Origin of the sequence: Paenibacillus sp. FSL H7-0940 (genome assembly GCF_037979415.1) — a bacterium.
GTDB classification, from domain to species: domain Bacteria; phylum Bacillota; class Bacilli; order Paenibacillales; family Paenibacillaceae; genus Paenibacillus; species Paenibacillus amylolyticus.
On the sequence record NZ_CP150280.1, the window covers coordinates 2,879,651 to 2,905,255 of the forward strand.

The window sequence follows — 25,605 nt, forward strand, 5'->3', positions numbered from 1 at the left end:
AATTAATCTGCACGCAAGTTGACTCGGTAGAAGGAGGAAATCTATGTTCTTCTCTTTAAAAAACCGTCTGATTGCCTTTATCGTTGTCCTGTTTGTCCTCGCTTTTGGCACACTCTCCTACCTGCTCTTCAAGGAATCACGCACGGTCATTCGCTCTTACATCGAATCCTCTGCTCTTGAGAAAATGGAGGAATACGGTTCATACGTAGACATGGTGCAGATGCAGATCTACGATGTCGCCTCTCTTGTTTTTAATAGTGATATGGGCAAAAACTGGGATAACGCGATCGGTGATCCGAACCTGCCCGAAGGAGAAAAGATGCTGGCCAATCTTACGATGAGCCGTTTTCTTACTCAGGCAACCAACAGTTACACCAGTATCTCGGATGTATCCATCTATCGTCGGAATGGACTGCGAATTGGCAGCGAGAATCAGGTAACATATGACCCTGCCTTTGTACAAGAATCCTGGTATACGAATTTTTACACGTTGGGAGAACGCTGGTTACCTGCACACACCGATCAACATGAACGTGTCAGAGATCATGGTAATCCGGTGGTCAGTCTGCTGATGCCCATTGGCACCTTTCATCATGCTACAGCGCAGAATGTCATGAAGGTGAATGTCAGTGAATCTTATTTTCTGGAGCCGCTCCGGCGCATACATCTTGCGGAGAGTAGCACTATTTTTCTACTGGGCGAGCAAGGAAATCCTATTCTGTCACAACAGATAGACGCGTTGGGTGCTGTAGCTACCGCAGAGATCGATCGTTTTCGAAACAGCCCGCTCAAATCCGGTGTGGCATACCTCAAAAACCAGGAAGGACAGCGAGACATTCTTGTATTCAAGAAACTGGGACGTACCGGCTGGATGTTGGCGGGTATCGCACCTGAAAAGGAAATGTACCTCTCTCTCCATAAGCTCCAAAGCACAATTGTGGTGGTGACGATTGCCCTGATTCTGGTCTCCCTCTTGGCTGCTGCATGGCTATCCCATGGCGTAACCAAACCTTTGACCAGACTGGTGCTGGCGATGAGACAGGTTCAACGAGGTGCTTTTGACCAAGCGGATTCACTTCTGCCTCCAGATAAAAATGTAAAGAGCGAGATCAGTTATGTAATCTTCACTTTCCGTTATATGATCAGTCAGCTACGGCAGCATATCCAGAATGAATTTGAACTGAAACTGCTTCGCCAGCAAGCAGAGTACAAAGCACTTCTCATACAGATTAATCCACATTTTATGTTTAATACTCTGGAGCTGGTAAGCAGTCTTGCCATTCAGCGCCGAACGGATGATACGGTTCAGGTCATTGAGGATCTGGGTAAAATGATGCGCTTTTCTATCAATACCAATGACGACCGTGTTCCGCTAACCGAAGAGCTGGATTATGTGCAGCGTTATATCTCCATTTTGCAGACTCGTTTCGGTCATAAACTCGACATTTCGGTAACGTTAGAAGGTACACTGAACTCCGTGGTCATCATCAAGTTTATTCTTCAACCACTTATTGAAAATGCAGTGAAATACAGCTTCCAGCATCAGACGACAGCTCAGGTACAGATACGGATCAACCGGATGTATGATCGTCTGCACATCAGCGTTTCAGACAACGGACCGGGTATTCCAGCAGAAATAATCAATAAGTTGCAACATCCGGTTGCTCCCTCCTCATTGGAATCCATATTGCATAATGGAGGCTGGCATATTGGACTGGGCAATGTTATTGCTCGTTGCCGTCTGCATTATGGTGGCTTGTTCACGGTCCACATGGAGAACGATGAAAACGGAGGCGCATGTATTGAACTGACTCTACCCGTACAGGAGGAATATGATGTACAACGTATTAATCGCAGATGACGAGATCGAAGTTCGCGAAGGATTAAAATTGAAAGTCGATTGGCATGGCATGGGTTTTGTCATAACAGGAGAAGCCTCTAATGGGATCGAAGCGGATGAACTTTTGAAATCTGAACATTTTGACTTGCTGATTACCGATATGAATATGCCTGTCATGGATGGCATCAGACTATTGGATGTCTGCCGCAGTTATAATCCTTCTATTCAGATTATCATTATCACGGGTTATGAAGATTTTCAATATGCCAGAGCGGGGGTCCGCAGTCAGGTCATGGATTATTTACTGAAGCCTGTAACCCGGGATGAACTGAAAGCCACATTAGGCAAAATCAAAGCGGATCTGGATGAACAACGTAAAGTTCGAGGCAATTCCGAATTGATGCAATGGCGACTCTCTCAGTATTACCGGGAAATGAAGGAACGTTTCCTTCTTGATCTCGTTAAAGGCAATCGCCTACCGCCTTCCTCCATGCCAGAACGGCTCAGATTATTTCATCTCGAATCATGGCAAGATCAGAAGGTCTGTTTCATCACCGCCAGTATAAGTCAATCGGACAAGCAGGATATTCGAAAAGATCGCTCACACGAGCAGATGCATCTTCCTTTTGAGATGGTATGTTATGAAATCGCCCAGTCTGATTCAGACAATGTCCAGGTTTTTCATGATTCGGCACACGCAGGGATCATGCATTTCATAGTGCAAGATGGTATGCAGCATGAATTCATCCAACAGCTTACGGAACATACGGCATCCGTTTTTTCCATGGAACTCAAGATTGGGGTGGGGCTTTCTGGTTCCGGACTTGAGCACTGGAAAGAAGGTTATATCCATTCCCTTCTGGCATGGAATTCAGCTGAACGGGCTGTCAGCGGGCCAAACCTTCAGGCAGGAACAGACTATAGTCCATTACTGCCTGAAGAAACAACACGCAAGCTGCATCGTTGCCTCATTCGAGGAGAATTGGACTCCTTCCGCAGCATCATCCACAAGGAACTTCACGAGGCATTCCAGCTTTCTCCCTCTCGAATGACACGAAGTATTTTTCAAATTTCACTGTTGATGGATTTTCCTATAGCCCCGGAATGGATACTGTGGCTTAAGACGCCAGATCAAGCAGAACGCTTATTAATGCAATGGGCTCAAGACTTCCTGAGTCGACAACTTCCTTCAGAAGATGGGGATGAGACGGTTATAGACTTAGCCAAGCGATATATCGAGGAGAACTACATGCAGGAGCTGACCTTGACGTTACTCGCTGAACGGTTTAACTATTATCCTACCTATTTCTCCGAACTGTTTAAGGAAGGTTCAGGGACCTCTTTTATTCAGTATGTGACGGGTGTTCGGATGAAACACGCCTTGCAACTGCTGAAGGAAACCCAATTAACCGTATGGGATATTACAGAACTGACCGGTTTCAGTTCGCCAAGTTATTTCAGTTCGAAATTCAAAAGAATGTTCAACATGAGTCCGTCAGACTATCGCTTGCTGCATTCCGAAAAAATCGATAGCCATGATCCGAAGAAATGAGATTCAAGCTTCTCCCCTTCCCCGGTATGATGTGGTTACCAAGAGAACGCCGCATGTTGTAAGCGGATTCATAACTGGTAACTATTATTCTTACCCATTCAGAAGGGAGGCACATGATGAAAAAACAGACCAAACCCTTATACGGTCAGCACAATACCACAGCCTACTTGTTTCTTCTGCCCTGGCTGATCGGACTCTTCTGTCTGACACTGGGACCGATGGTTGCGTCCCTATACTTATCCATGACCAAATTCAATCTACTGTCATCACCGACTTGGACTGGACTTAGCAACTATGTTCACATCTTTACCGAGGACGATACCTTTCGCAGGTCCCTTGGGCTGACGTTTTATTATGTTTTTCTATCTGTTCCACTAAGGCTTGCCTTTGCTCTACTGGTGGCGATGGCGCTGAACAAAGGTATTCGAGCCCTCGGCATCTACCGGACTGTATATTACATCCCTTCCCTCTTGGGCGGCAGCGTTGCGATTGCAATCGTCTGGCGGCAACTCTTTGAGGGGAATGGATTGGTCAATCAGTTTTTAAGCTGGTTTGGTATCTCGGGACCATCCTGGATTGCGCATCCAGATTATGTGGTCTACACCATCATTACACTATCCGTGTGGCAATTCGGGTCTGCCATGGTCATCTTTCTTGCTGGCCTGAAACAGATCCCGGCAGACTTATATGAAGCGTCCGATGTCGATGGAGCGGGAAAAATACGTCAATTTTTCGGAATCACTCTGCCCATGCTCTCCCCCGTTATCTTTTTTAACCTGATCATGAGCATGATCAATTCATTTCAGGCGTTTACACCAGCTTACGTGATCGGAGATGGCCGCGGGGGTCCACTCGACGCAACGATGTTTTATACCTTGTATCTGTATCTGAAAGGTTTCTCGTTCTTTGATATGGGTTATGCTTCAGCTCTGGCTTGGATCATGTTGGTCATTATCGGAGTATTCACCGCAATCGTCTTTGTTACATCCCGATTTTGGGTGTTCTACGGGGATAATCAGGAGGGGAGGTAATGCATATGCCAATCAAACGACAACTGGTTCAGGCCGGGAGGCATGCCGCCATTATACTCTTCGGTCTGCTGATGTTATATCCAGTACTATGGTTGATTCTCAGTTCATTTAAACCGAACCATCTCATTTTCACCAGCGGTAGTCTATTTTCAACCAGCTTCACGCTGGAGCACTATATTAATGGTTGGAAAGGTCTACAGGGCATCTCCTTCGGCCGTTTTTTCGGCAACTCCGTGCTGATCTCGGTCATGAGTGTGCTGGGCAATGTGATCTCCTGTTCCCTTGCAGCCTTCGCCTTCTCCAGATTGAAATTTAGATTCAAAGGCCTGTGGTTCAGCATGATGTTGGTCACAATTATGTTGCCTTACCATGTTACTCTGGTGCCCCAGTATATTCTCTATAATGAGCTTCAATGGATTAATACGTATTTCCCGCTGATTCTGCCTAAGTGGCTTGCGCAGGATTCCTTCTTCATCTTGCTTATGGTTCAATTTATACGCGGTATACCGCGAGAGCTGGACGAGAGTGCGACCATTGACGGCTGCGGGCAATCACAGATCTTTTTCCGAATCGTAGTGCCTCTGCTCGTTCCAGCACTGATTACAACAGCGATCTTCACCTTCCTGTGGAGCTGGGATGACTTTTTCAGTCAGATGATCTATCTGAGCAAAATTGATCTGTTCACCGTGCAGTTGGGCATTCGCTCTCTCTTCGATCCATCAGGACAATCCGATTGGGGCGCATTACTTGCCATGTCCACCCTGTCACTGCTTCCCGTGACTATCATCTTTTTACTGTTTCAGCGATATTTCCTTGAGGGCATTGCGACAACTGGTCTGAAGTAACAACACGTTTCTCATATCATTAGACAGGGGGATTTATCATGTTCAAACGTTTCATGATTGGTATGATCACTTCACTTTTGTTATTTGTAACAGCTTGCTCCGGAACCGACCATACAGGGGCTAATGATAATGCAGGCAATGGTAATGATAATGGAACGACCGAGGGCGGACAGGTCGAACTTCGCATCATGTGGTGGGGTGACCAGAAACGGGCAGATATTACGAATGAAGCCCTCAAGATCTTTCAGGCAAAACATCCGGATATTAAAATTGTAGGTGAATTTGCACCTTCTTCCGGATATTTCGACAAACTGAATACCCAGTTGGCATCAGGCACAGCACCAGATATCTTTTTCCTTGGCGGAAATGTCGTGGACTATGCCAAAAAAGATGTCCTGCTCAATCTGGACCCGTATGTTGGCAACGAACTGAATTTGGACGGTATGGATGAAACCATGATCGAATACGGACGTCTCGACGGGAAGCTGCAACATATCTCTGCCGGTGCGAACGCACGGGGAATTATTGTTAACAAGTCACTCTTTGAGAAAACCGGCGTGCCTTTGCCAGCTTCGGATTGGGACTGGGCGGACTATGCCGCCATCAGCAAAGAGTTGTCCGACAAGCTTGGAGACGGCTTCTATGGAACGTACAATTTTACCGTCGACGGGATGGATATTTATCTAAAACAGAGGGGTAAACAACTGTATGACATGAAAAATGGCACACTTGGATTCGCCAAAGAAGACATTCTGGAATGGTTTCAGTATTGGGAAAAGACTTCGGCATCCGGCGGTGTAGTCACACCGGAATTGCAGGTGTCCAACCCGCATGATGACACCAGTAAATCCCTGTTGATCACAGGTAAAGCAGCCATGACTCTACTACCATCCAACCAACTTGCTGCATTCCAGAGTTTGACGGAAGATCCTCTGGTGTTACTCCCTGTACCACGAGGCCCTAAGGGAACGGGTGTTGTATTTGAATCCAGTCAGGGATTATCAGGTTATGCCAATACCAAACATCCGAAGGAAGTGGCAACGTTAATGGATTTCTGGATTCATGATCCTGAAGCAGCCAAAATCCTTGGTAATGACCGTGGCGTGCCCGTTACAGAAGCCAATCGAAATCTTCTTCAGGAGGGTGCAGGCCCTGTGGAGGAGATTGTCTATAACTATACAAACCTTGTCTCTGAAGCTACGAAAACTGAACCTTTTGACGTTAGTTACAATCCTCCTGGATTTGCAGAGTTCTCCAAGTTAGCTCAGACGACAAATCAAGAGATCGGGTTTGGACGAAAAAGTGTGGAGCAAGCTGTCTCCGACTTCTATAACGGGACCGTTCGTATTTTTGAATCGAATCATTAAGCAGAAACCAGACACTGTGAGGAGGAACATATGACAGCAGAGATATTAAATCGGCTGCGCAACATTTCGATGATGGATCAAGTTCAGCCAGTTAAACCGGAAGATCAGCAGTTATTACAAGAATGGCATGCGTCGGGTATCCGGTTTGCGGCATCGGGCGGACAAATAGAAGCTACGTATTTTGCAGCGGTGGAGAAATTGCTTGCTTGTATTCTGCCCATGGGAGACAACGATCCTATTTTACAAGAAGGTGGCATCTATCTGGGTTGTTGGTTAGAGAGTACAGGTACCATCAATGCGGAGCTGCTGTCTCGCCTGCTTCCATCTGTGTCCGAAACAACGTACCTCGCATTTGCCAAGCAGCAAAGAGATGATGGATTGCTCCCGTATAAACTCACGGCAAACGGACCCTCTTTCCGGCAAATCCAGTTGGTCACTCCGCTGGCACGCAGTGTATGGAACCACTATCAGCTTCATAGCAATCATGGCAAGCAGTCGCCTTTCCTGAACACGATGTATAAGGCTATGGTTCGTTACGATGAGTGGATTGCCCACAACCGTAATACCCGAGGAACTGGCTGTGTAGAGGCCTTCAGTACGTTTGACACCGGACATGACTTATCCCCGCGATTCTGGCATGTTCCGGATACACCTTATATGAATGATGCTTCTGCCTATCATCCGGATTCTCCGATTCTGCCTTTTCTGGCACCGGATCTGACCGCCAATATCTATTGTCAGCGCTTGTATCTGTCCCGCATGGCTGAAGAACTGGGAGAATCGGGAACGGATTGGAAAGCAAAAGCCGAGTCTAGCCTGGAAAGTCTTTTCCTTTATTGTTACGACGAACAGGATATGTTCTTCTATGATCGGGATCGCAATGACGAATTGGTCAGAGTCCAATCCGATGTGTTGCTCCGCGTAATGGCCTGCGAGGTGGGCGACCGTGAATTGTTCGATAACCTACTGCGTCGGTACCTGTTGAATACAAGTAAGTTTTTCGCTAAATACCCGTTTACATCGATTTCAATGGATGATCCCAGATTTGATCCCTTTTCTTCCTACAACAGCTGGGGAGGGGCATCCAATTTCCTGAGTCTGATTCGGGCGCCACACGCATTCGAGTATCATCATCGATATGTGGAGCTAACCTGGGTAATGCAGCCTATCTTGTCCGCCCTATCCAAAGATAAGCGATTTGGTCAGGTACTAAGCCCATGGACCGGAGAACAAGGTTTTACCGAGACGTACTCCCCCTCCATCCTCTGTCTCCTCGATTATGTGGAGCGACTATGCGGAATTATGCCTGTTGGATCGAATCAGCTCTGGTTTACCGGACTGCTCCCCATCGACATGGATCATGGTGAGATCGTATCTGGCAACACGGCTTATAGCCGAAAAGTCAACGGAGTAGGATATGAATTGGTCAACACGCCTGATCGCATGACGGTATATCTGGAAGGCAAGGTTCATCTGGATGGCCCGTCAGGGATTCGACTGGTGACGGATCATAGTGGACATCTGGAAGGCGTTATTGGAATGAGCGTTCGCACCGTTGAGGGAGAGCTTTTCTATCAAGGGGAGTGTATCCCGATTCGGGTCAAAGGAAATGAAATGCAGCGTTATGCTGATGGAAGTTTGAGCACCGAGCGCGATATTGGCATCATCCATCCTACGTATCGTTAATTGTTTGTATGCAAAAAGCGCAAGTTGCCGAGGTATACTTCCCCTGCACTTGCGCTTTTCCCCTTTGCGCGTTTATATTTCTTTATTTCTTATTCATAAGGACACAAGATTTAGAAATTGACTACCACTGCGGAAATCATTCTCTCTCTGGTTACAGAGGAGATGAGTTTCACCTTACACCTTCCGGTTCCACGCCGGGTGACGATAAAATTCAATCGTATCAATATAATTTACCGTGAACTGCTGTTCCACATCCGACAGGTTCAACAGTTTTCGGTCGATTTGCTTCATCCCCATGACCACATCGTGCCTTAGCAGGTCCATCGCAATTTTGCCTACAAACCCGCCTTCCATCTCTTTATGCTTGCTACGAAATTCTTCATTGTAGATCAGTTCAGGTGTGAATGCCGCTTCGACGAAAGCATTAACGAGCGTAAGCTCATTGCCCTCGATCTGCACTGCTAGATAATAATTGCCACGCTCATCCTTAATGAGGTCTTTATACATCTCTACGATCATGTGAATCACTCCTCTATTATAAAAGAAACCCCGTTAGCCGTAACGAACATGGGCTATCAAACGTACACCTTCCTACCCCGTTCCTTCATATACTAGGTACAAATGGCGAACGGAGGAATACTTATGAGCTGGCAGCATCTCCATACTGGAAAAACATTTCAGCAGCGCCTGGCAGAACTCCAGGGGCACCTTGCAGAACTGAATACTCCACTCTCCGGGTTGGAACCGGGACGTATTCGTCGTGTCTATCCAAGGCAGTTTATCAAAGTAAACCGGCAGTTATTCATTCCACTTAGTCTGAATTCCATTCGGGTATTCGATATTCCTCGAACATGGCGAGGCGTCAGAGTGGGGATCCGCACGACTTTCCCTTCCAGGAATGCATTTAACAATATCAGACTTGTGGGCGTGGGACTGGATTATCTTGAACTCCAGGGAAAAGGCAGAGTCCCTTCCCGTATATTATTTCCTCTTTCCAGCGTCGAGTCGATCTATCGGCCAACCGCCGGAAGAAAAAAACTGAAACGGCCTTGTAGGCGGAAGTAAAGCTGGTTCTTTTCGCAAGCCATACAATGGTTCCCAAATGTCTGCATACGGGTGCTCCCTTCCAATATATAATTATAACCCATGCAACCACTTATCTGCTGAAGAATCATTTTATGTCAAAGAGCGGTGAGAACAGAACTGCTTCTGTATCTCACCGCTCAGCCAGTTACGGATCAAGCTTACCCTTCACATGTGTACATCAGATGCCTGTCCATACATCCTTGGCATAACGACCTTCCTGCTGAAGCTGATTAAGCCAATCTTCTGCTTGCTTCGCGGATTTGCCATGTATATCAGCGTATGCCTGCTGGAGTGTGGCTTCCACATCAGGTGCCATCTTGCTACCATCACCGCAGATATACAGATGCGCTCCCTCTTCAAACAAAGGAATCAGATGACGGGCATCGTCTCTCATCAGATGCTGTACATAACATTTCTCCTCCCCGTCTACACGGGAGAAGGCCGTATGAAGCTTCACAAGCCCTTCTTGCTGGGCTGCTTCCAATTCATTTTTGTACAGATAATCATGCTCGGGATTCCGGCATCCAAAGTACAGGTGGGCTTCGCCAACCTCACGACCTTGTTCCTTCAATACGTGCCTTGCCTGCAAGAAACCTCGGAATGGAGCAACACCTGTACCCGGACCTACCATGATAACGGGAACCTGTGCATCCTCAGGCAGTTGGAAGCCGGATTCCGGTGTCCGCGTGAACATGACGATCTCGTCACCCGGTTTCAGGTTTGCCAGATAGTTGGACGCAATGCCTTTGTATTCTCCCTGTCCACTCCATGCTGGGGCGCGCACAACACTGACCGTAATACTCGCTTGATCGGGCTGAACACGCGGTGAACTGGAGATCGAATAATATCTGGCTTTTAGTGAAGGCAATAATTCAAGGAAACGCTCAAACGGCAGTTCACATGCCTCATATTTCACCAGATAATCCAGCATGGAGATCCGTTTATTCCGCACTTCATCCATATACACAGATTCATCAAGCAGCGCTTCAAGTTCTTTCTTATGCGGTGGACATACGGTGTATGCTGCCATTTCTCTCAACTGCGCACGCGTTGCGGCTTCCTGAAGCTCAACGCTGTGACTGAGCAGATCATACAGGTTAACCGGTTGATGCAGCGGTAGATGCGCGGCACTGCGACCGGATGCATCCAGAACGAGATGCTCCGTTCCGGTGAATCCATAACGACGAAGTACACGTTCCACCAGCTCCGGTGGGTTCTGCGGCAGAATGCCTAGGTGATCCCCTTCCTTGTAGGTTATGCCTTCAGGCAATTTGATCTCCAGGTGACGTGTGCTGCGTTCACTGCCCGCGTCGTGAAGCTCCCTGTTCTCAAGTACTTCTGCCACATGGGCATCATACGTATCCGCAAGTGGTATTACGGCGAGCCCACTGACAAACTGTACAGATAGGGAACTGCGTTCGCTATTGGAGCTTGTGTTCAGTTTCAGTCCCATCGTTCGTGCGAGATCTGGCCATAATTGCTCTGTCCAATCCCCCACCTGTTTCTCGAAATCTCCACTGGCATCGGACTCACCCAGCGGTGATAACCGCTCTGCTCCTCTGGAAGATAACTGTTCATCTATTAAACGCGGAATACGCTGATAGGTGCTGGCCCAGTTGTGGTCACCGCATCCAAGAACGGCGAAACGCACACCTTTGAATTCATTCGCATCTGCATGTTCGATCCACTCGACAAACATCTTGGCATTACTTGGCGGCTGACCGTTATAGGATGCACTGACAATAATGACGGCGCCCTCCTTTGGCAGTTTGCCAACACGATCATCCAGCGTAGCGACCTCACTCCGGAAACCCTGATATCTGGCGGTATCCGCAATTTCACGTGCAATGCCTTCAGCGGTACCCAGATTGGAACCGTACAGAACAAGCATCGGTGTGTGGTGGGCATTGGCTGCATCCGGCTCCGTTCTTTTGGCAACTGGCTTTGGTTCTTCAACCGCTACACCCGGAACGGCCATGACTGGCTGCCCGCCACGCGCACGTACTCGAATTGTGAAGTTATCCGGTTTGAGCGTCAGCGTTTCTTTCACTTTTAACTGATAATCCGAATGATCTATGAAGTCAAAATGCTTCAACACCATGCCCAGTACCAGCGTTGCTTCCTGAAGTGCAAACTGCTGACCAATACAGGCCCGTTGACCGTTACCAAAAGGTTTATAGGCATCATGCGGCACTTTGCTCGGATCTTCGAACCGTTCCGGGCGGAATTCCTCTACGTCGTCTCCCCAGGCTTCGCGGTCACGATGCAGCTTGGGAATAAGTACACTGACACTGTCTCCTTTTTGCAAAGGATATTGACCCGCAAGTACCGTGTCCTCTTTTGCATACAGGGAAAATGCCGGGGCCGTAGGCCATAACCGCAGTGCTTCATTCAAAACCATGCGAACATACTTCAGATTGCGAACCTGGTTGTACGTGGGAACCGGATCTTTCAGAATCTGATCCACCTCAGCTTGGGCTTTAGCCAGCGTATCCGGGTTCTTCATCAGATAATAAACGGCGAAGGATAACAGTCCACTTGTGGTCTCATGTCCAGCGATCAGGAATGTAATAATCTGATAACGGATGTTCTCATCATCCAGCGTTTCTCCTGTTTCCGGGTCCTTGCCGCTGAGCATGTGGGACAACAGATCATCTGCGCCTTCCTGCGGTTTCTCTTTGCGCTCGGCAATAATGTGATCCACCAAAGAGAACATGGAACGGATATCCTGTTCAAACTGTTTCTTTTTGGTGATCATCAGCTTGTCTTGCAGACGCAGTCGCTGCAATGAACTCATGGATTCATCCAACGCACGAACCATACTCGTAATGAATGGATGTGGTTCTTCCCGATAGAAGCTGTTAAACCGATAGTTGAACCCACACAGGCCAATCGTATCGAGCGTAAGACGTGTCATATCATCCGGAACGTTAACCGTCTCATCCGGGTTCAATCGTGACCATTTCTGAACCAGCTGCACAGCCAGATCAATCATTTTGTTGTGATATCCCTGCATCGCACGTTGACTGAAACTTGGCAGCAGTACGTTATGGGCTTTTTTCCAATTCGGCTCCTCGGTCCAACTCGTAAATAGCCCATCTCCTGCAAAAGCACGAACCTTCGCAAGGGGTGCCCACACCCGTTTGTCGAATTTGGATTCATCTGTTACCTCGGCGACCAGTTCGTGACCGGAAATATACAATTCACTTCGTCCGGGGTACTCCATACGAAAGATCGGTCCGTATTCTTCAGCCAGTTTCACCAAGGATTGCACCGGCTCTTCAAAGTTCAATTGCGGCAAATTGCCCAGTGGGCCAAATGTTTTTGGTTGAGGCACTGAAATTGGTGGCATGGCACTCACTCCTTCTTTCCAAGTTAAGAGTTCTACAACTAAAAAATAATGACTTGATTTACAGACTCGATTACACTTACTCTTCAGATCAACAGATTCAAGTTATTTTTTGCACAATTTCATATTTCATCCAGATAACGATAAAACCACAATAGAACTAACTGACCAAAATGGTATATTGGTCATTTTTGATTAAAAAAAATGGAGCCCCTCGTTATCTTCTTTTACCCTAACATTTCCAGTTCTAATCTTCAACAGTCCCAAAGTCATAGGACCTCAGGACAGGGATTAAGGTATACTTATGAATTCTTTAACAGAACCTGAATAGCTGACTCCATCTCTAATGGAGCTACTGTCGTTTCATAACGGCCATGGACGTCCCCATTACGGTCAATCAGGAATTTGGTGAAATTCCATTTGATGCCGTCACCTTGATACAATTCTGGATGTTTCTCCTTCATAAAGGTGTCCATCCACTCTCCTTCCTTCGTGTCCAGATCATAACCTTGAAATGGCGCTTCTGTAGTCAGATAACGAAACACCGGATGCATCGATTGCCCAACGACCTCAACCTTCTCCAAAATCGGAAAGGATATCTGAAACTGACTTCTGCAATACTCAGCTACCTCAGCGCTACTACCAGGTTCTTTGTCGTTAAACTGGTTGCACGGGAACGCCAAAATTTCCAGCCCCTGATCACCATATTTCTCATACATCTGCTGAAGTTCACTGAATTGCCGGGAGTAGCTGCACCGACTTGCTGTATTCACAATAAGTAGCACCTTCCCTTTAAAAGCAGAAAAATCACCCTTGTGTTTATCCATAAACGGAACTTGGTAAGAAAATATACTCATCTGTATTCATCCTCCTCTTTCTCTTTTGTATCTCATATGAACTCTCTCTTGAAATGGATTATACACCCCTATTATTAATAGGTGAAATATATAATTAATATAATTTTAATAGCTTTTAACTATAAATCGTGAACAAAAAACTGCCCTCAGCAGTCAAATACTGCATCTCGGACAGTTATCAAAATCATGATGTGCCATCACACTCAACACACCGTTAACCCATAATTAAACCATATACAATGCCTGGTCCGTGAACGCCAATGGTTAAATCATTTTCAATATCGGAAGATCGGCTTGGCCCTGAAATAAAGTGGATGCCTGCTGGAAGATTCTCTCTTCCCGCTTCGTCAAATCGATCCAGCGTCTCACCCAGTCTGGTGTACAGTCGATCTACTGGAATAATGATGATGAGTACCGTAGGCAAGAGACTGACTGAACGACCTTTTTCCGGTGAAGAAAGCACAGTGACCGAGCCTGTGTATGCTGTTGCATAATCCGCCACAACCACACCGATATCCGCCTCAGCTGCCCGAGCCTTCCAATTCTCATCAGCCTGACTATTCCAGACTGAGATCTGCACATCGGGAAGCTGCTCTTCCAATCCGAGATCCTGTAACGCCTGTTCATTCTGACGAATGATATACCTGGCACTCAGTTCATGAGACTTGTTGGCAATAAATTGAGATACTTCTTCCATGTTCTGAACCCGGGCGATGTGTGCGCCTACACTCACAAAGTTATCCGTAAATGCTTGAATACGCTTCTCTTCATCCCATTCCAGCTCAGTCCAAAAGTCGGGTGCTCCCCGAAAGGGTTGGGTCGGCGCATGGCGTTGCCTTGGTCTCCTCAATTTCGAAGCAATGTCATTCATGAACTGCTCCTGTTTCTCCATGGACTTCTTCTCCAATTGTGCGAGCCATTGCTGATGTTCAGTGACCATGCTTATCCTCCCCTTCCTCTCGTTCACGAATAATCTGCTCCATGCGGCTGCGAACAGAAGAATCCATGGCCGGTTGCTTTTGGTTCATTTCCTGATCCAGCTTGTTCCATTGCTGCCGGAAGGATTTCTTGGCGAGGCTTGGGGCAACCCGATAATTGTTCCAGCCTTTAAGTGGACCCAATTTGAGTGAAATACCGTTGTTGCGTACAACTGCCTTCTGCCCGATCTGTCCCAGACGTATGGCCGCACTGAAACGTTTGGAATTGGATACAACAGCGGCAAATCCCTTCATGCCCATGCTCTCCATTTTGTTTCCATGGCCGTCTTCCACTTTACGCCTACGTAAATAAACGAGCATATCATGCAATGGAATTTTAACTGGACATGCTTCATAACAGGCTCCGCACAGACTTGAAGCACCCGCAATATCATTCCATTCATCAATGTTGCCATTGAGTGCAGGAGTCAGTACTGCGCCAATCGGACCACTATATGTTCCACCGTAGGCATGACCTCCAATATGGCGATATACCGGGCAAGCATTCAGACAAGCACCGCAGCGAATACAATTCAGCAACTCCTGGAATTCAGGATCACCGAGTTGAAGTGATCGACCGTTGTCCACGATAATAATGTGCATTTCATCTGGCCCATCCGCATCCGCCGTACGGCGAGGACCTGTGATGCCTGACATGTACATTGTTAATTTCTGACCTGTTGCGGAGCGTGGCAACAAGGTTGCCATGACCTCCAAATCCGTCCACGACGGGATGATCCGCTCCATGCCCATCAGTGTAATCTGCGTTTTTGGAACAGTGGATACCATACGGGCATTGCCTTCATTTTCGAACAAAACCATGGAACCTGTCTCTGCAATCGCAAAATTGCAGCCGGTCATGCCGATATCTGCTTCGAGGAACTTCTCGCGCAGCTTTTTGCGAACAAATCCGGCAAGTACCGTTGTGTCCGGCTCCAGAATTTCACCCGCTTCCTTCGATAACAACTCTGCAATCTGGTAGCGGTTCTTATGGATGGCTGGAATGACAATATGAGAAGGGGCTTCACCTGCCAACTGTATGATGTATTCACCCAGATCGGTCTCAATGGCTTCAATGCCCGCCGACTCCAATACATGATTCAGATGTACTTCCTCCGACACCATCGATTTGGACTTCACCACCGTAGAAGCCTGCTTGTGCGCCGCAATATCCAGCGCAATCGCCGCTGCTTCCACCGATGTATCTGCAAAATGAATATGAACCCCGTTCGCACGGGCGTTATTCACAAATTCATTCAGGTAATAATCCAGATACGCAATCGTATGCAGACGAATCTGACGGCCACGCTCCCGCCATTCATCCCAATTTCCATGTTCTTCTGAGGCAGATTTCTTCCCGTTACGCAAACGTTCTGTCGTGAATTTGACTGCTTTTCGCAGAAAATCATCATTCAAGGCCAGTCCGGCACGTTCTTTGACCGTAGTATCCATAACTCCCGGTTGGCTCATCCTGTTCGCACCCCCTCATACAGTAGTTCCGCCAGATGCATTACACGCACCGGTTCATTCCGATAACGCAGATTACCTGCGATATTCATCAGACAGGCCATGTCCAGCCCCACCAATACTTCGGCTTGTGTCTCTTTGACATGATCGACCTTCTCCGTCACCATCGCTCCTGAAATATCGGACATTTTGATGGCAAACGTGCCCCCGAACCCGCAGCAATCCTCAGCAAATGGGAGCGGAACCAATTCCAGACCTTTTACTTGAGAGAGTAGCGCCATCGGCTCATCCTTCACACCAAGCAGACGGCTGCCATGACAGGATGGATGATAGGTTACTTTGTGCGGAAAATGTGCGCCCAGATCGGTTATCCCGAGTACCTGAACGAGGAATTGAGTAAACTCATAAGCTTTGGCTTCCAATCGTTTTGCCTTCTCCAACCATACTGGTTCATCCGCGAACAGCTCGGGATAATGATGAATCATATACGTACACGATCCCGAAGGACATATCACAAAATCACTGTCGTCAAAAGCTTCAAGAATCGTTTTGGCCGCTACCCGAGTCTCATCCCAGTACCCGCTATTGTAGGAAGGCTGACCGCAGCAGGTCTGCACCGGCGGGAAATCCAGCCGAACGCCATGAGCGGCGAGCAATCTGACCATGGCTTCCCCCACTCGGGGATAGATGGCATCGCTGAGGCAGGTAATGAATAAGGAGACCTTCATAATTACACGCTCCTATTAACTGTTTAGTAGATGAATTGACTAAGAATATTTACACTGGACACTCCGTTTCGTGTAAATGTTTAGTTCAATTTATATAGATAAAATCCAAAAAATTAAACCGTGATGATACCAATATCGTATCCACTCAAACGTTCTGTCTGTTCAGCCTCCAATGGCTGATCGGTAACGATCGTATGGACTGCATTTAACCCGGATACTCGGGCAAAAGCACGGACACCAAATTTACTGGCATCTGCAAGTAAGATGACCTGATCGGATATGCCAACCATCTTCTGCTTCAGCCTTGCTTGAAGTTCATTGGATTCACTGATTCCGCCACCTTCGAGATGTACACCTTTGCACGACATGAACATTTTATCCACGTGATATGTTTCCAGAGAACGCTCCGCGAGTGGCCCAACAAAAGACAACGAGCGCGATGCCAACTGGCCCCCTGTTGAGATGACCTCAACCTTGTCACGGCTGCTGAGTTCAGTGGCAATTTGGATCGAGTTGGTTAAGACCGTCAGCGGGAAATCCGGCATATTCGCTGCCATATAACCTGCCGTTGTGCTCGCATCCAACAGAATGCGATCACCCGGATTAATCATCGCCAGAGCCGCTTGTGCAATCCGCTTTTTCTCTTCCGCATGGGTTGTCTCCCTGATCCGGTAAGGGATCTCCGGTTGATCTTCCTTTACACTCACTGCACCACCGTGAGATCGGCGTAGTCGTCCTGCGTGTTCCAGCCGATCCAGGTCACGCCGGATGGTTTCCTCCGTCACCCGGCAGCGCTCACTAAGCTCGGATACACGCATACTGCCCTTTACATTCACCATCTCCACAATCCGGTCATACCGCTCGGCTGCCAGCATGTTACACCTCACTCCCCGCTTGTGAATTAGATGAAGCCGTCACACGCAGAAATCTGCCGTAAGCATCTTCCCAGATTGATCCGTCCTGCGGCTCATACACAGTTACCGGAAATGAATCACGAATGGCCTTACGAGCTTCCCAGATATCTTTAAAAGCTCCGCTCGCCATCCATTGTACAGCCATATTCCCGATGGCACTTCCCTCTGCTGGACCTGCCCATACCGGCTTGCCAATGGAATTTGCAGTCCACTGACATAACAGGCGGTTCTGAATGCCTCCACCGACCATATGCAATCCGTTGAACGTCTGACCCGACAATTGCTCCGTCCATTCCAGAACTCTTCTATACTTCAATGCAAGACTCTCCAGAATTGCCCGGGCAATAGCCCCCTGATCCTCTGGTACCACTTGCCCTGTATCACGACAATACTGACGTATACGCGTCGTCATATCTCCTGCGGGCATAAACAGTTCATCATCCGGATCAAACAAACTGGCAAATGGAGGTGCCTGTTCCGCCTGCGCCAATAACGCATCATAGCTAATTCCCTGCCCTTGGCGGTCCCACTCCCGCATGCTTTCCTGCAAAATCCATAAACCCATAATGTTCTTCAGCAGACGGAATGTTCCGCCCGCCCCGCCTTCATTCGTGAAGTTCAAGGCCAGACTCTGGCTACTTATCGCAGGATGATCTATCTCCGTACCCATCAGGGACCAGGTTCCACAGCTCAGATAAGCAAATGAACGTTCCGTTGCAGGAACAGCCACAACGGCTGAACCCGTATCATGCTCCGCAACAGCGATCACGGGAATCGGGGACAATCCCAGATCGTTACAGATACTGCTTCGCAATTGTCCAACACGGGTACCTGGCAGCACGGCTTTACCAAACAGTTTCTCCGAAATACGAATATGCGCCAGCAACTCACTATCCCACTGCCCCGCTGATGGATTGTATAATTGTGTTGTGGTTGCATTGGTGAACTCATTCACCGCTTCCCCTGTCAGGAAATAACGTAGCAAATCCGGAATCATGAGAAAACGCTCTGCTTCATGAAGTAACGGGGAACCGCTGCGTTGAAGCGTTGCCAATTGATACAAAGTATTAAAGCTAAGAAACTGAATCCCTGTACGTTCGAAGATTCGCTGAGAGGTCAGCTCTTGCCGTACCTGATCCATCATGCCGTTAAACTGTGTATCACGGTAATGATACGGGTTACCAAGCAACTCACCATTACTGCCAAGCAAACCAAAATCAACGCCCCAGGAATCGATCCCCAGGCTCTCCGGCTTTTCCCCTTGCTGTTTCACAAGGGTAAGCCCCTGCAACAATTCATGATGCAATCGCAGAATATCCCAGTGCATCCGCTCGCCAACCTTCACTGGTTCATTCTTGAACCGATGAATTTCGCTTGTTTCGATCCCTCGATCATTCAGATGTCCCAGTAGCGCTCTCCCGCTCCCAGCGCCCAAATCATAAGCCAGCACACTCACCGCGCTTCACCAACCTTTCGAACCAATCCTATTTTCCAAACCGTATCACTTGATTCAGTCCGTAACCCTGTACTTTATTCTGTATTTATTGTTTGTTTGTTTTTGTTTAATACTGTTTAACTTTATTTTACGAGTATATCACCATTGTAAGCGTTTGAATACCCTTCGATTTTTCTTTCTTTTGGGTATAGCAAAAACGACTCTCTCCCACCTGGGAGGAGCCGCAGTTCTTCTTTCACGTATAAAATTGACCTTTGCTTACCCCCGACTGGGGTTGTACATCTCTCTCAAAATGCTTGAAGCGTGTCCCCTGATACGTCAGCATCCCTCGATCATTTTCCACCATCATGCCATAATGGTTTCCGCCAACAATCAGTTCAGTGCGCTCCCCATTGTCGAATTCAAATGTAACATAATACCGGGTAGTCGCACTGCTATCGCCGCTTCCACCTGAGACTTCCGTTCGTTTAGCCACCACTGTTGAGTGCAGGGTTAACAAGGCTGCTGCGTTATTTGACATCCCTGAGCGTATGCCTGAAAAAATAACAAAAACAATGACTCCCGCAATGATGAGAAATATGGCACCAATGAAAATCGAAGCAAATGCATTCATTGCAGCAAACTCACTAAATCCCGAAAAAAAACCACCCTGATTGCCTTCAAAACCTGGTACTCCATTCATGTCGTCAAACACACCAAAGCCATCTACGCTTAATCGGCCCATCGATGAGGACACGCTTGTTAACGCCATTCATCATCGTTCCTTTCCCCTTGCAAAAATAAGATGCACCGCCCCCACGCAAGGAAGGCGGTGCATGCAGACAACCCGTTCTGCCTTGTCCATATACTATATGAACCAGATCAGGAATACAGACGTTCAAGTTCGTCGACCAGACTGCCGACATAAGCAACCGCAGAGCGAATCGGCTCAGGTCCGGACATATCCACACCCGCAAGTTTCATTAACTCCTGCGGTGTGAGACTTCCACCAGCTTTGAGTGCATCAAGCCAGCGATCTACCGCAGGCTGTCCTTCTTCACGAATCTGCTGTGCAGCCGCTGTGGAAGCCGTCAAGCCTGCCGCATAGGTATACGGATATAGTCCCATATAATAATGAGGTTGTCTCATCCACGTGAGTTTAGCCCCTTCATCAATTACCAGATCGGGTCCCCAGAATTCGGAAAGGATGTCTCCTTTGAGCTGACTTAACGTCTTCGCCGTAATGGGCTCATCTTTGGTTGCGCGCGCATACACCCTGCGCTGTAATTCACCTTCCAGCAGATGTGTAACGAAGTTATGGTAATACGTGTTCAACAATTGCAAAATGACCCAGCGACGCATTCTCGGATTATCGGAACGCTTCAATAGATGATCGGCCAGAAGCATTTCATTCATGGTCGACGGCGCCTCAATGAAATAAAGAGATGGCCGTGTATTCGTGAGCCGTTGGTAACGTCCCGCAAGCATGAAGTGGCCTGCGTGCCCCACTTCATGGGCAAGTGTAAATGCTCCGCGCATATTGTTCGCCCATGAAATTAAGATATAAGAGTGTGAACCATATATAGAGGAGCAAAATGCCCCTGTGGATTTGCCTGCGTTATCTGCGTAATCCACCCAGCGATCACTGAATGCGCGCTCTACGATCTCGCCGTACTCCGGCCCAAGCACATCAAGTGCTTCTCGAATGAGTATGCACGCCTCATCATATGTAATGGCAGGGCTAAATTCAGGATCAAGCGGCGCCTTCAGATCACAAAACATCAGTTTGTCCAGACCCAGCTCACGTTTCTTGAGAGCCGCCAGTCTGCGCATATGAGGTGCGAGTTCCTGCTGGATAATATCCAGAATATTATTGTACATCTCTTTGCTCACTTGCTGTGGGCTGAGAAGCATATCTGTAACATCGTCGTAACCACGCAGCCTGGATAAAACAACCTGTTTCTTCACTTCGGTTGCATAACCTTCTGCGAACGTATTTTTGTAATCATTTAATGTCGAGCTGAATGCAGCATAAGCAGAACGGCGCAGCTTTGTATCAGACGACATCTCATAATTATTTTCATAGAATGACCAGGACAGTGGACGATTATTGTCCTCTCCATCAAGAGCATCGTCAAACGTCATGTCTGCCAGTTTACCGCGCAGATAGATACGGTATGGCGAATCCAGTACCTCTCCTAATGAAGCGAGTACCTTCTCGGTCTCAGGCGTAAGCCGATGTGCTTTTTCTCGAATCAAACGCTCCAAACTGCGCGCATACGGCTCCAATTCCGGAAGCTCTTCAAGATAACGCTCAACTGTTCCCTCCGGCAGATCAACGATCTCCGAATTGACAAAAGACAAGGACGACGACAGATTTGATAGGATATCTCCTGACTTGGCTGAATTCTCAATATTCACCGGATTCGTGCTGTCCTCTGACTGCTTCAAGCGGGCATAAGAAGCCGTCTTGCTGATCCGCTCCTGCAAAGCTTCACGCGCATCCAGACAAGCCAGTAATTGTTCAGCCCCTTCGCCCAGACGTCCTTTGAACGTTTCGATCTGGGCAGCAGCCAGAGGAAGTGATCGAAGCTCCTGCTCCCACTCTACATCGGTTACAAACAAGTCTTTCAGATCCCAAGTCGTTTCTGGGTTTACCTCAGCACGTGTACGTATTTTTTCCATCTTTAGTTGTCATCCTCCTTGCATTTCCAATATCTCTCATCGTATCATATTCTGCTCATTTATACATGACAATGATTACTCCTTATTACTCCGCTGGCAGAATAGCCTTTCGATCGCTGTTATCCCCGGATTTTTTGATTCTTTTTTTTAAAGGTGAAAATCCGTTGATAAAGGCGAACGCTTCGCTTCTTAAGTCTATTTCTGCCCGCTGCGTTTGGAGTAAACTATTGATCCACTGTCCAAAATTTAAAAGTAACTAAAAAACCGCTGGTTTATGGAAGTATCCATTTACCTAGCGGTCATTCTGAATATAACTTATTTAGCTTTCTTTCCAAATTACATTTTCACCATAGTTTTTACCCCAGTTATACATCGCGTGCAGGACGGGCATCAGGCTTTGACCGTGATCTGTCAACGTATATTCCACCCGAGGTGGTACCTCTGCATACACCTTGCGTTCAATCAGTTTGTCTTCCTCCAGCTCACGTAACTGGTTGGTCAGCATCTTCTGGGTAATATGAGGGATTAGGCGTTTCAGCTCACTGAAACGTTTGGTGCCTTCCAGACCCAAATGCCACAAAATAATCAGTTTCCACTTGCCACCGATCACCGCAAGGGTCAATTCCTTCTCACAGTTGATTTCTTTCAGATTAATCCGTTCCTTCACTTCGGCTGCCATGGCTCCGAGCCCCCTCATCTTCAATCTTATATCGCGTATATTACACATATCACGGGGACACTTCTCACGAGGTAAGCTTTCCGCTCCATGCATGATGTAATAAGTACATTCATTCGATACAGCTATCTATTAATTCTACTACAGCCTGGTCGGGATGCAAAGTTTAACTGTAAATCACGGATAAAACCTATACAGATGAATGATTATGTATCGCAGAAAAGACCAGAACCCTTCATAATCAAAGGATTCCGGTCTTTCATCTATTCACTATTCCAGGTTCGCGTGGCGGCCAAACATATCCGCTCCGGTCATACCCTTCATTTCCATCATCGTAAGGATGAGAGCATCCATGCCGATTAACAGTCCTTGTTCGAACAACGAGCCCATCGGCTGAATGGTTACTGCCGCTCCGGAAGTTGCTGTGTCCTCTTTGGCTGAAGCCGGAAGGCGCACTACCGTAGTTGCCAAATTCCCAATCGTGGATTCTGGCTTAATCGTAATGAGACCTACAGGCGCACCAGCCTGACTAGCCTTTTGAGCCATGGCCACCAGACTGCCTGTCTCTCCTGAGCCAGAGCACAGCAAGAGGAAATCTTTCGAGCTGATCCCAGGTGTTACGGTTTCGCCCACCACATATACACGAAGCCCCATCTGCATCAGTCTCATGGCAAAAGCCTTCCCCATAAGTCCTGACCGGCCTGCTCCTGCTACAAAAATCTGTTCCGCAGCCAGAATGTGCTCAGCCATCGCTTGCATCTCTGCATCGTCGATCTGGCTTAACGTACGTTCCAGCTCCTTCAAGATGTCAGCTGCGTACTGTGTTTTGCTCATCTGCTTACCCTTGTTTAACGAGACGTTGCATTTCAGCTGCAACTGCCGCTTTGTCTGCTTGTCCTGTGATACCGCCGCCTACAATAACCAGATCCGGTTGTGCTTTGATTACTTCTGGCAATGTTTCCAGCTTGATTCCACCAGCGACAGCCGTTTTAGCATTTTTCACAGCAGCTTTGATCGTTTGCAGATCTTCGAACGGGCTTTGTCCTTCAGCTTGTAGGTCATAACCTGTGTGTACACAGATGTAATCTACGCCAAGCGCATCAATTTCACGAGCACGTTGTTCCAGGTTAGGCACGTTGATCATGTCCACAAGAACTTGTTTGTTTTGTTTCTTCGCTTCTGCTACTGCACCTTTGATCGTACTGTCATTGGTTGCCCCAAGCACAGTGATTAGATCCGCACCAGCTTCAGCTGCTTTCATGATTTCATAACCACCAGCATCCATGATTTTAAGGTCTGCAAGAACTTGCAGATTAGGGAATGCTTCTTTCATTGCTTTAACCGCGTGCAAACCTTCATTAATAACGATTGGAGTACCAATCTCAACGATATCAATATATTGTTCAACCTCTTTAACCAGTGCGATACCTTCAGGGATATTTACCAAGTCAAGCGCCAATTGCAATTTCATCATTTATTTCTCCTTTGTTGTTCAAATATGATTCGTTCCTGTAAAAATAATAATCAGATATTTAGCCTGCACCAATTTGTCTGTTCAGATGCATGCAGTGTTTGTTTTGGCTACTCACTCATTGTAGACCCTGACTATCCATTCAGGAAGTACGCACTTTGAAGTGGGGTAGTTACTTGGGGGATACTATTGATAGTAATTCGTTGTTAGGTGAATCAAATATAGAATTAATCCTCTATTCCAATCCACATGCTTACAGCAGAACAGCAGCCTAATCATCGAATTATATATTCAATATAAAAGACCCCGCCACATGGCAGGGTCTTTATCTTTATCGTTTCATTTTCAATCCAGCCAAAGCTGGTTTAGAAATTTATCATTTTACAGATATACAGGTTTCACGCATACCGGCTTGGATACACCTGTGCTGTGACCAGTGTATTTCAGACGTCCGCTTTCCTGATCTACCGTGAATGTCACGAGGTTGTTGGTATCGCGGTTAGCTGCGATCAGCAATTTGCCGTTAGGTGTCAGCGCAAAGTGACGCGGGTGCTCACCTTCAGCAGATACATGCTCAACCAGTGTCAGGTGACCTTTGTCTGCATCTACTGCAAATACAACGATGCTGTCATGTCCACGGTTAGAACCATATACATAACGTCCATCATTGGAAACTGTGATTTCTGCTGTTGTATTCTCTTTGCCATCATATCCATCAGGCAATGTGGATACAGTAGACAATTCAGTCAACGTACCCGCTGCTGCATCATATTTGAACGAAGTAATGGAAGAATCCACTTCATTGATAACATAAGCGAATTCACCATTCGGGTGGAACGCCAAGTGACGTGGGCCTGCTCCCGGATGTGTTTTGGTTTCACTGTGCAGCACAAGTTCATTTTTGTCTGCATCAATAGAATAGATCGCGATGTTATCTGCGCCCAGATCCTGAACCATCATGTATTTACCATCCGGGCTGAAGAATGCGGAGTGAACATGTGGCTTGTCCTGACGCTCAGGATGCGCACCTTGGCCTTCATGTTTCTTCTCGTCCAGAAGCGCTCCAACTTCACCGTTATCCGTCAAGGCTTGCAGACCTACCAGACCACCGTGGTAGCTGGAGAGGATCAAGTATTTTCCGGAAGGATCGCGCTGGATATGACATGGTGGAGCTGAAATGGAGTCATTCCGGTTCAGCAACGTTAATTTTCCTGTAGAAGGATCAATGCTCAGAGCTACAGCTTCAGACATTTTATTGCCTTCAGCTGACGCTGTTTCACCAATCGCATACAGTTTATTACCCTCAGCATCCACGTTGACAAACGTTGGGTTTTTCACGCCCGCGATGCCGTCAAGCTTGGACAAGCTGCCTGTATCCTCATTCAATTCATATGCATAAATGCCCTCATTTTCCGCTTCGGCGTAAGAGCCGGCAAGTACGAGCAAGCGTTTTGATTCACTCATTACAGTTTCCTCCTCTATGTGTATGTAATCTTGTTGCACCTCTTCTATAATAAATCTGCCATATCAAAATAGCAATCCGCTGTCGCTGCCCATCAGGGAAATCCTTAGTTAAGCAAGGCGATTACTACACATCATCATACTGAAATCCATTCATATGAGGTGCATCTTCTGCTAT

At 47.3% G+C, this 25,605-nt stretch carries 21 protein-coding genes; 7 read left to right on the forward strand and 14 right to left on the reverse strand.

Annotated elements, in window-relative coordinates; translation table 11 throughout:
• The first annotated feature begins 43 nt into the window (after positions 1-43).
• The 6 genes from MHB71_RS12390 to MHB71_RS12415 all read left to right on the forward strand — a co-directional run bounded on the left by MHB71_RS12390 (position 44) and on the right by MHB71_RS12415 (position 8,321).
• Complete coding sequence (locus MHB71_RS12390; protein ID WP_101313905.1) at positions 44-1,861, forward strand: sensor histidine kinase; 1,818 nt, start codon at positions 44-46, stop codon at positions 1,859-1,861.
• The gene (locus MHB71_RS12395) at positions 1,836-3,392 is read left to right on the forward strand and encodes a response regulator (protein WP_340029757.1); all 1,557 of its coding nucleotides are present in this window, start codon (positions 1,836-1,838) and stop codon (positions 3,390-3,392) included. The genes MHB71_RS12390 and MHB71_RS12395 overlap by 26 nt, the downstream gene beginning before the upstream one ends.
• Before the next feature lie 116 nt (positions 3,393-3,508).
• Positions 3,509-4,423: a sugar ABC transporter permease gene (locus MHB71_RS12400; protein WP_047842642.1), complete on the forward strand. Its 915-nt coding sequence runs from the start codon at positions 3,509-3,511 to the stop codon at positions 4,421-4,423.
• Positions 4,424-4,428: 5 nt separating this feature from the next.
• Positions 4,429-5,268 (forward strand): carbohydrate ABC transporter permease, encoded by an 840-nt coding sequence (locus tag MHB71_RS12405; RefSeq protein ID WP_340029758.1) that lies wholly within the window; start codon positions 4,429-4,431, stop codon positions 5,266-5,268.
• Between the two features lie 38 nt (positions 5,269-5,306).
• The gene (locus tag MHB71_RS12410) at positions 5,307-6,635 is read left to right on the forward strand and encodes an extracellular solute-binding protein (protein WP_340029759.1); all 1,329 of its coding nucleotides are present in this window, start codon (positions 5,307-5,309) and stop codon (positions 6,633-6,635) included.
• Between the two features lie 30 nt (positions 6,636-6,665).
• Positions 6,666-8,321, forward strand: a complete 1,656-nt coding sequence (locus tag MHB71_RS12415; protein ID WP_340029760.1) for a hypothetical protein — start codon at positions 6,666-6,668, stop codon at positions 8,319-8,321.
• Positions 8,322-8,495: 174 nt separating this feature from the next.
• Here MHB71_RS12415 and MHB71_RS12420 read toward each other — a convergent pair whose 3' ends face one another.
• Positions 8,496-8,840 carry a hypothetical protein gene (locus MHB71_RS12420; protein ID WP_282321711.1) on the reverse strand — a complete coding sequence of 115 codons (345 nt, stop codon included), beginning with the start codon at positions 8,838-8,840 and terminating at the stop codon, positions 8,496-8,498.
• A 123-nt stretch (positions 8,841-8,963) separates the two neighbouring features.
• On the opposite strand from MHB71_RS12420, the gene MHB71_RS12425 reads away from it, so the two are divergent.
• On the forward strand, positions 8,964-9,386 hold the full coding sequence (locus MHB71_RS12425) for a hypothetical protein (RefSeq protein WP_340029762.1): 423 nt from the start codon (positions 8,964-8,966) through the stop codon (positions 9,384-9,386).
• 199 nt (positions 9,387-9,585) lie between these two features.
• Here the strand turns inward: MHB71_RS12425 and MHB71_RS12430 are convergent, their stop codons facing one another.
• The 13 genes from MHB71_RS12430 to MHB71_RS12490 all read right to left on the reverse strand — a co-directional run bounded on the left by MHB71_RS12430 (position 9,586) and on the right by MHB71_RS12490 (position 25,430).
• On the reverse strand, positions 9,586-12,759 hold the full coding sequence (locus MHB71_RS12430; protein WP_340029763.1) for a bifunctional cytochrome P450/NADPH--P450 reductase: 3,174 nt from the start codon (positions 12,757-12,759) through the stop codon (positions 9,586-9,588).
• Between the two features lie 299 nt (positions 12,760-13,058).
• The gene (locus MHB71_RS12435) at positions 13,059-13,613 is read right to left on the reverse strand and encodes a glutathione peroxidase (RefSeq protein ID WP_340029764.1); all 555 of its coding nucleotides are present in this window, start codon (positions 13,611-13,613) and stop codon (positions 13,059-13,061) included.
• A gap of 214 nt (positions 13,614-13,827) precedes the next feature.
• Positions 13,828-14,553, reverse strand: coding sequence for an LUD domain-containing protein (locus tag MHB71_RS12440; protein ID WP_340020127.1), 726 nt, complete (start codon positions 14,551-14,553; stop codon positions 13,828-13,830).
• On the reverse strand, positions 14,543-16,060 hold the full coding sequence (locus MHB71_RS12445) for a LutB/LldF family L-lactate oxidation iron-sulfur protein (protein ID WP_340029765.1): 1,518 nt from the start codon (positions 16,058-16,060) through the stop codon (positions 14,543-14,545). The genes MHB71_RS12440 and MHB71_RS12445 overlap by 11 nt, the downstream gene beginning before the upstream one ends.
• A complete protein-coding gene (locus MHB71_RS12450; protein WP_340029766.1) occupies positions 16,057-16,785 on the reverse strand; it encodes a (Fe-S)-binding protein in 729 nt (242 codons plus the stop codon). The genes MHB71_RS12445 and MHB71_RS12450 overlap by 4 nt, the downstream gene beginning before the upstream one ends.
• A 113-nt stretch (positions 16,786-16,898) precedes the next feature.
• Complete coding sequence (locus MHB71_RS12455) at positions 16,899-17,660, reverse strand: DeoR/GlpR family DNA-binding transcription regulator (RefSeq protein WP_340029767.1); 762 nt, start codon at positions 17,658-17,660, stop codon at positions 16,899-16,901.
• A gap of 1 nt (position 17,661) precedes the next feature.
• A complete protein-coding gene (locus tag MHB71_RS12460; RefSeq protein ID WP_340029768.1) occupies positions 17,662-19,155 on the reverse strand; it encodes a rhamnulokinase family protein in 1,494 nt (497 codons plus the stop codon).
• A 235-nt stretch (positions 19,156-19,390) separates the two neighbouring features.
• A complete protein-coding gene (locus tag MHB71_RS12465) occupies positions 19,391-19,906 on the reverse strand; it encodes a DUF2500 domain-containing protein (protein ID WP_340020124.1) in 516 nt (171 codons plus the stop codon).
• A gap of 110 nt (positions 19,907-20,016) precedes the next feature.
• Positions 20,017-21,819, reverse strand: a complete 1,803-nt coding sequence (gene pepF, locus MHB71_RS12470) for an oligoendopeptidase F (protein ID WP_340029769.1) — start codon at positions 21,817-21,819, stop codon at positions 20,017-20,019.
• A gap of 319 nt (positions 21,820-22,138) precedes the next feature.
• Positions 22,139-22,498 (reverse strand): helix-turn-helix domain-containing protein, encoded by a 360-nt coding sequence (locus MHB71_RS12475; protein ID WP_062833989.1) that lies wholly within the window; start codon positions 22,496-22,498, stop codon positions 22,139-22,141.
• Positions 22,499-22,765: 267 nt separating this feature from the next.
• Positions 22,766-23,329 carry a 6-phospho-3-hexuloisomerase gene (gene hxlB / locus MHB71_RS12480; RefSeq protein ID WP_340029770.1) on the reverse strand — a complete coding sequence of 188 codons (564 nt, stop codon included), beginning with the start codon at positions 23,327-23,329 and terminating at the stop codon, positions 22,766-22,768.
• A gap of 4 nt (positions 23,330-23,333) precedes the next feature.
• Positions 23,334-23,966, reverse strand: a complete 633-nt coding sequence (gene hxlA / locus MHB71_RS12485) for a 3-hexulose-6-phosphate synthase (RefSeq protein WP_036670570.1) — start codon at positions 23,964-23,966, stop codon at positions 23,334-23,336.
• A gap of 381 nt (positions 23,967-24,347) precedes the next feature.
• The gene (locus MHB71_RS12490) at positions 24,348-25,430 is read right to left on the reverse strand and encodes a lactonase family protein (protein WP_076318669.1); all 1,083 of its coding nucleotides are present in this window, start codon (positions 25,428-25,430) and stop codon (positions 24,348-24,350) included.
• Positions 25,431-25,605: the final 175 nt, after the last annotated feature.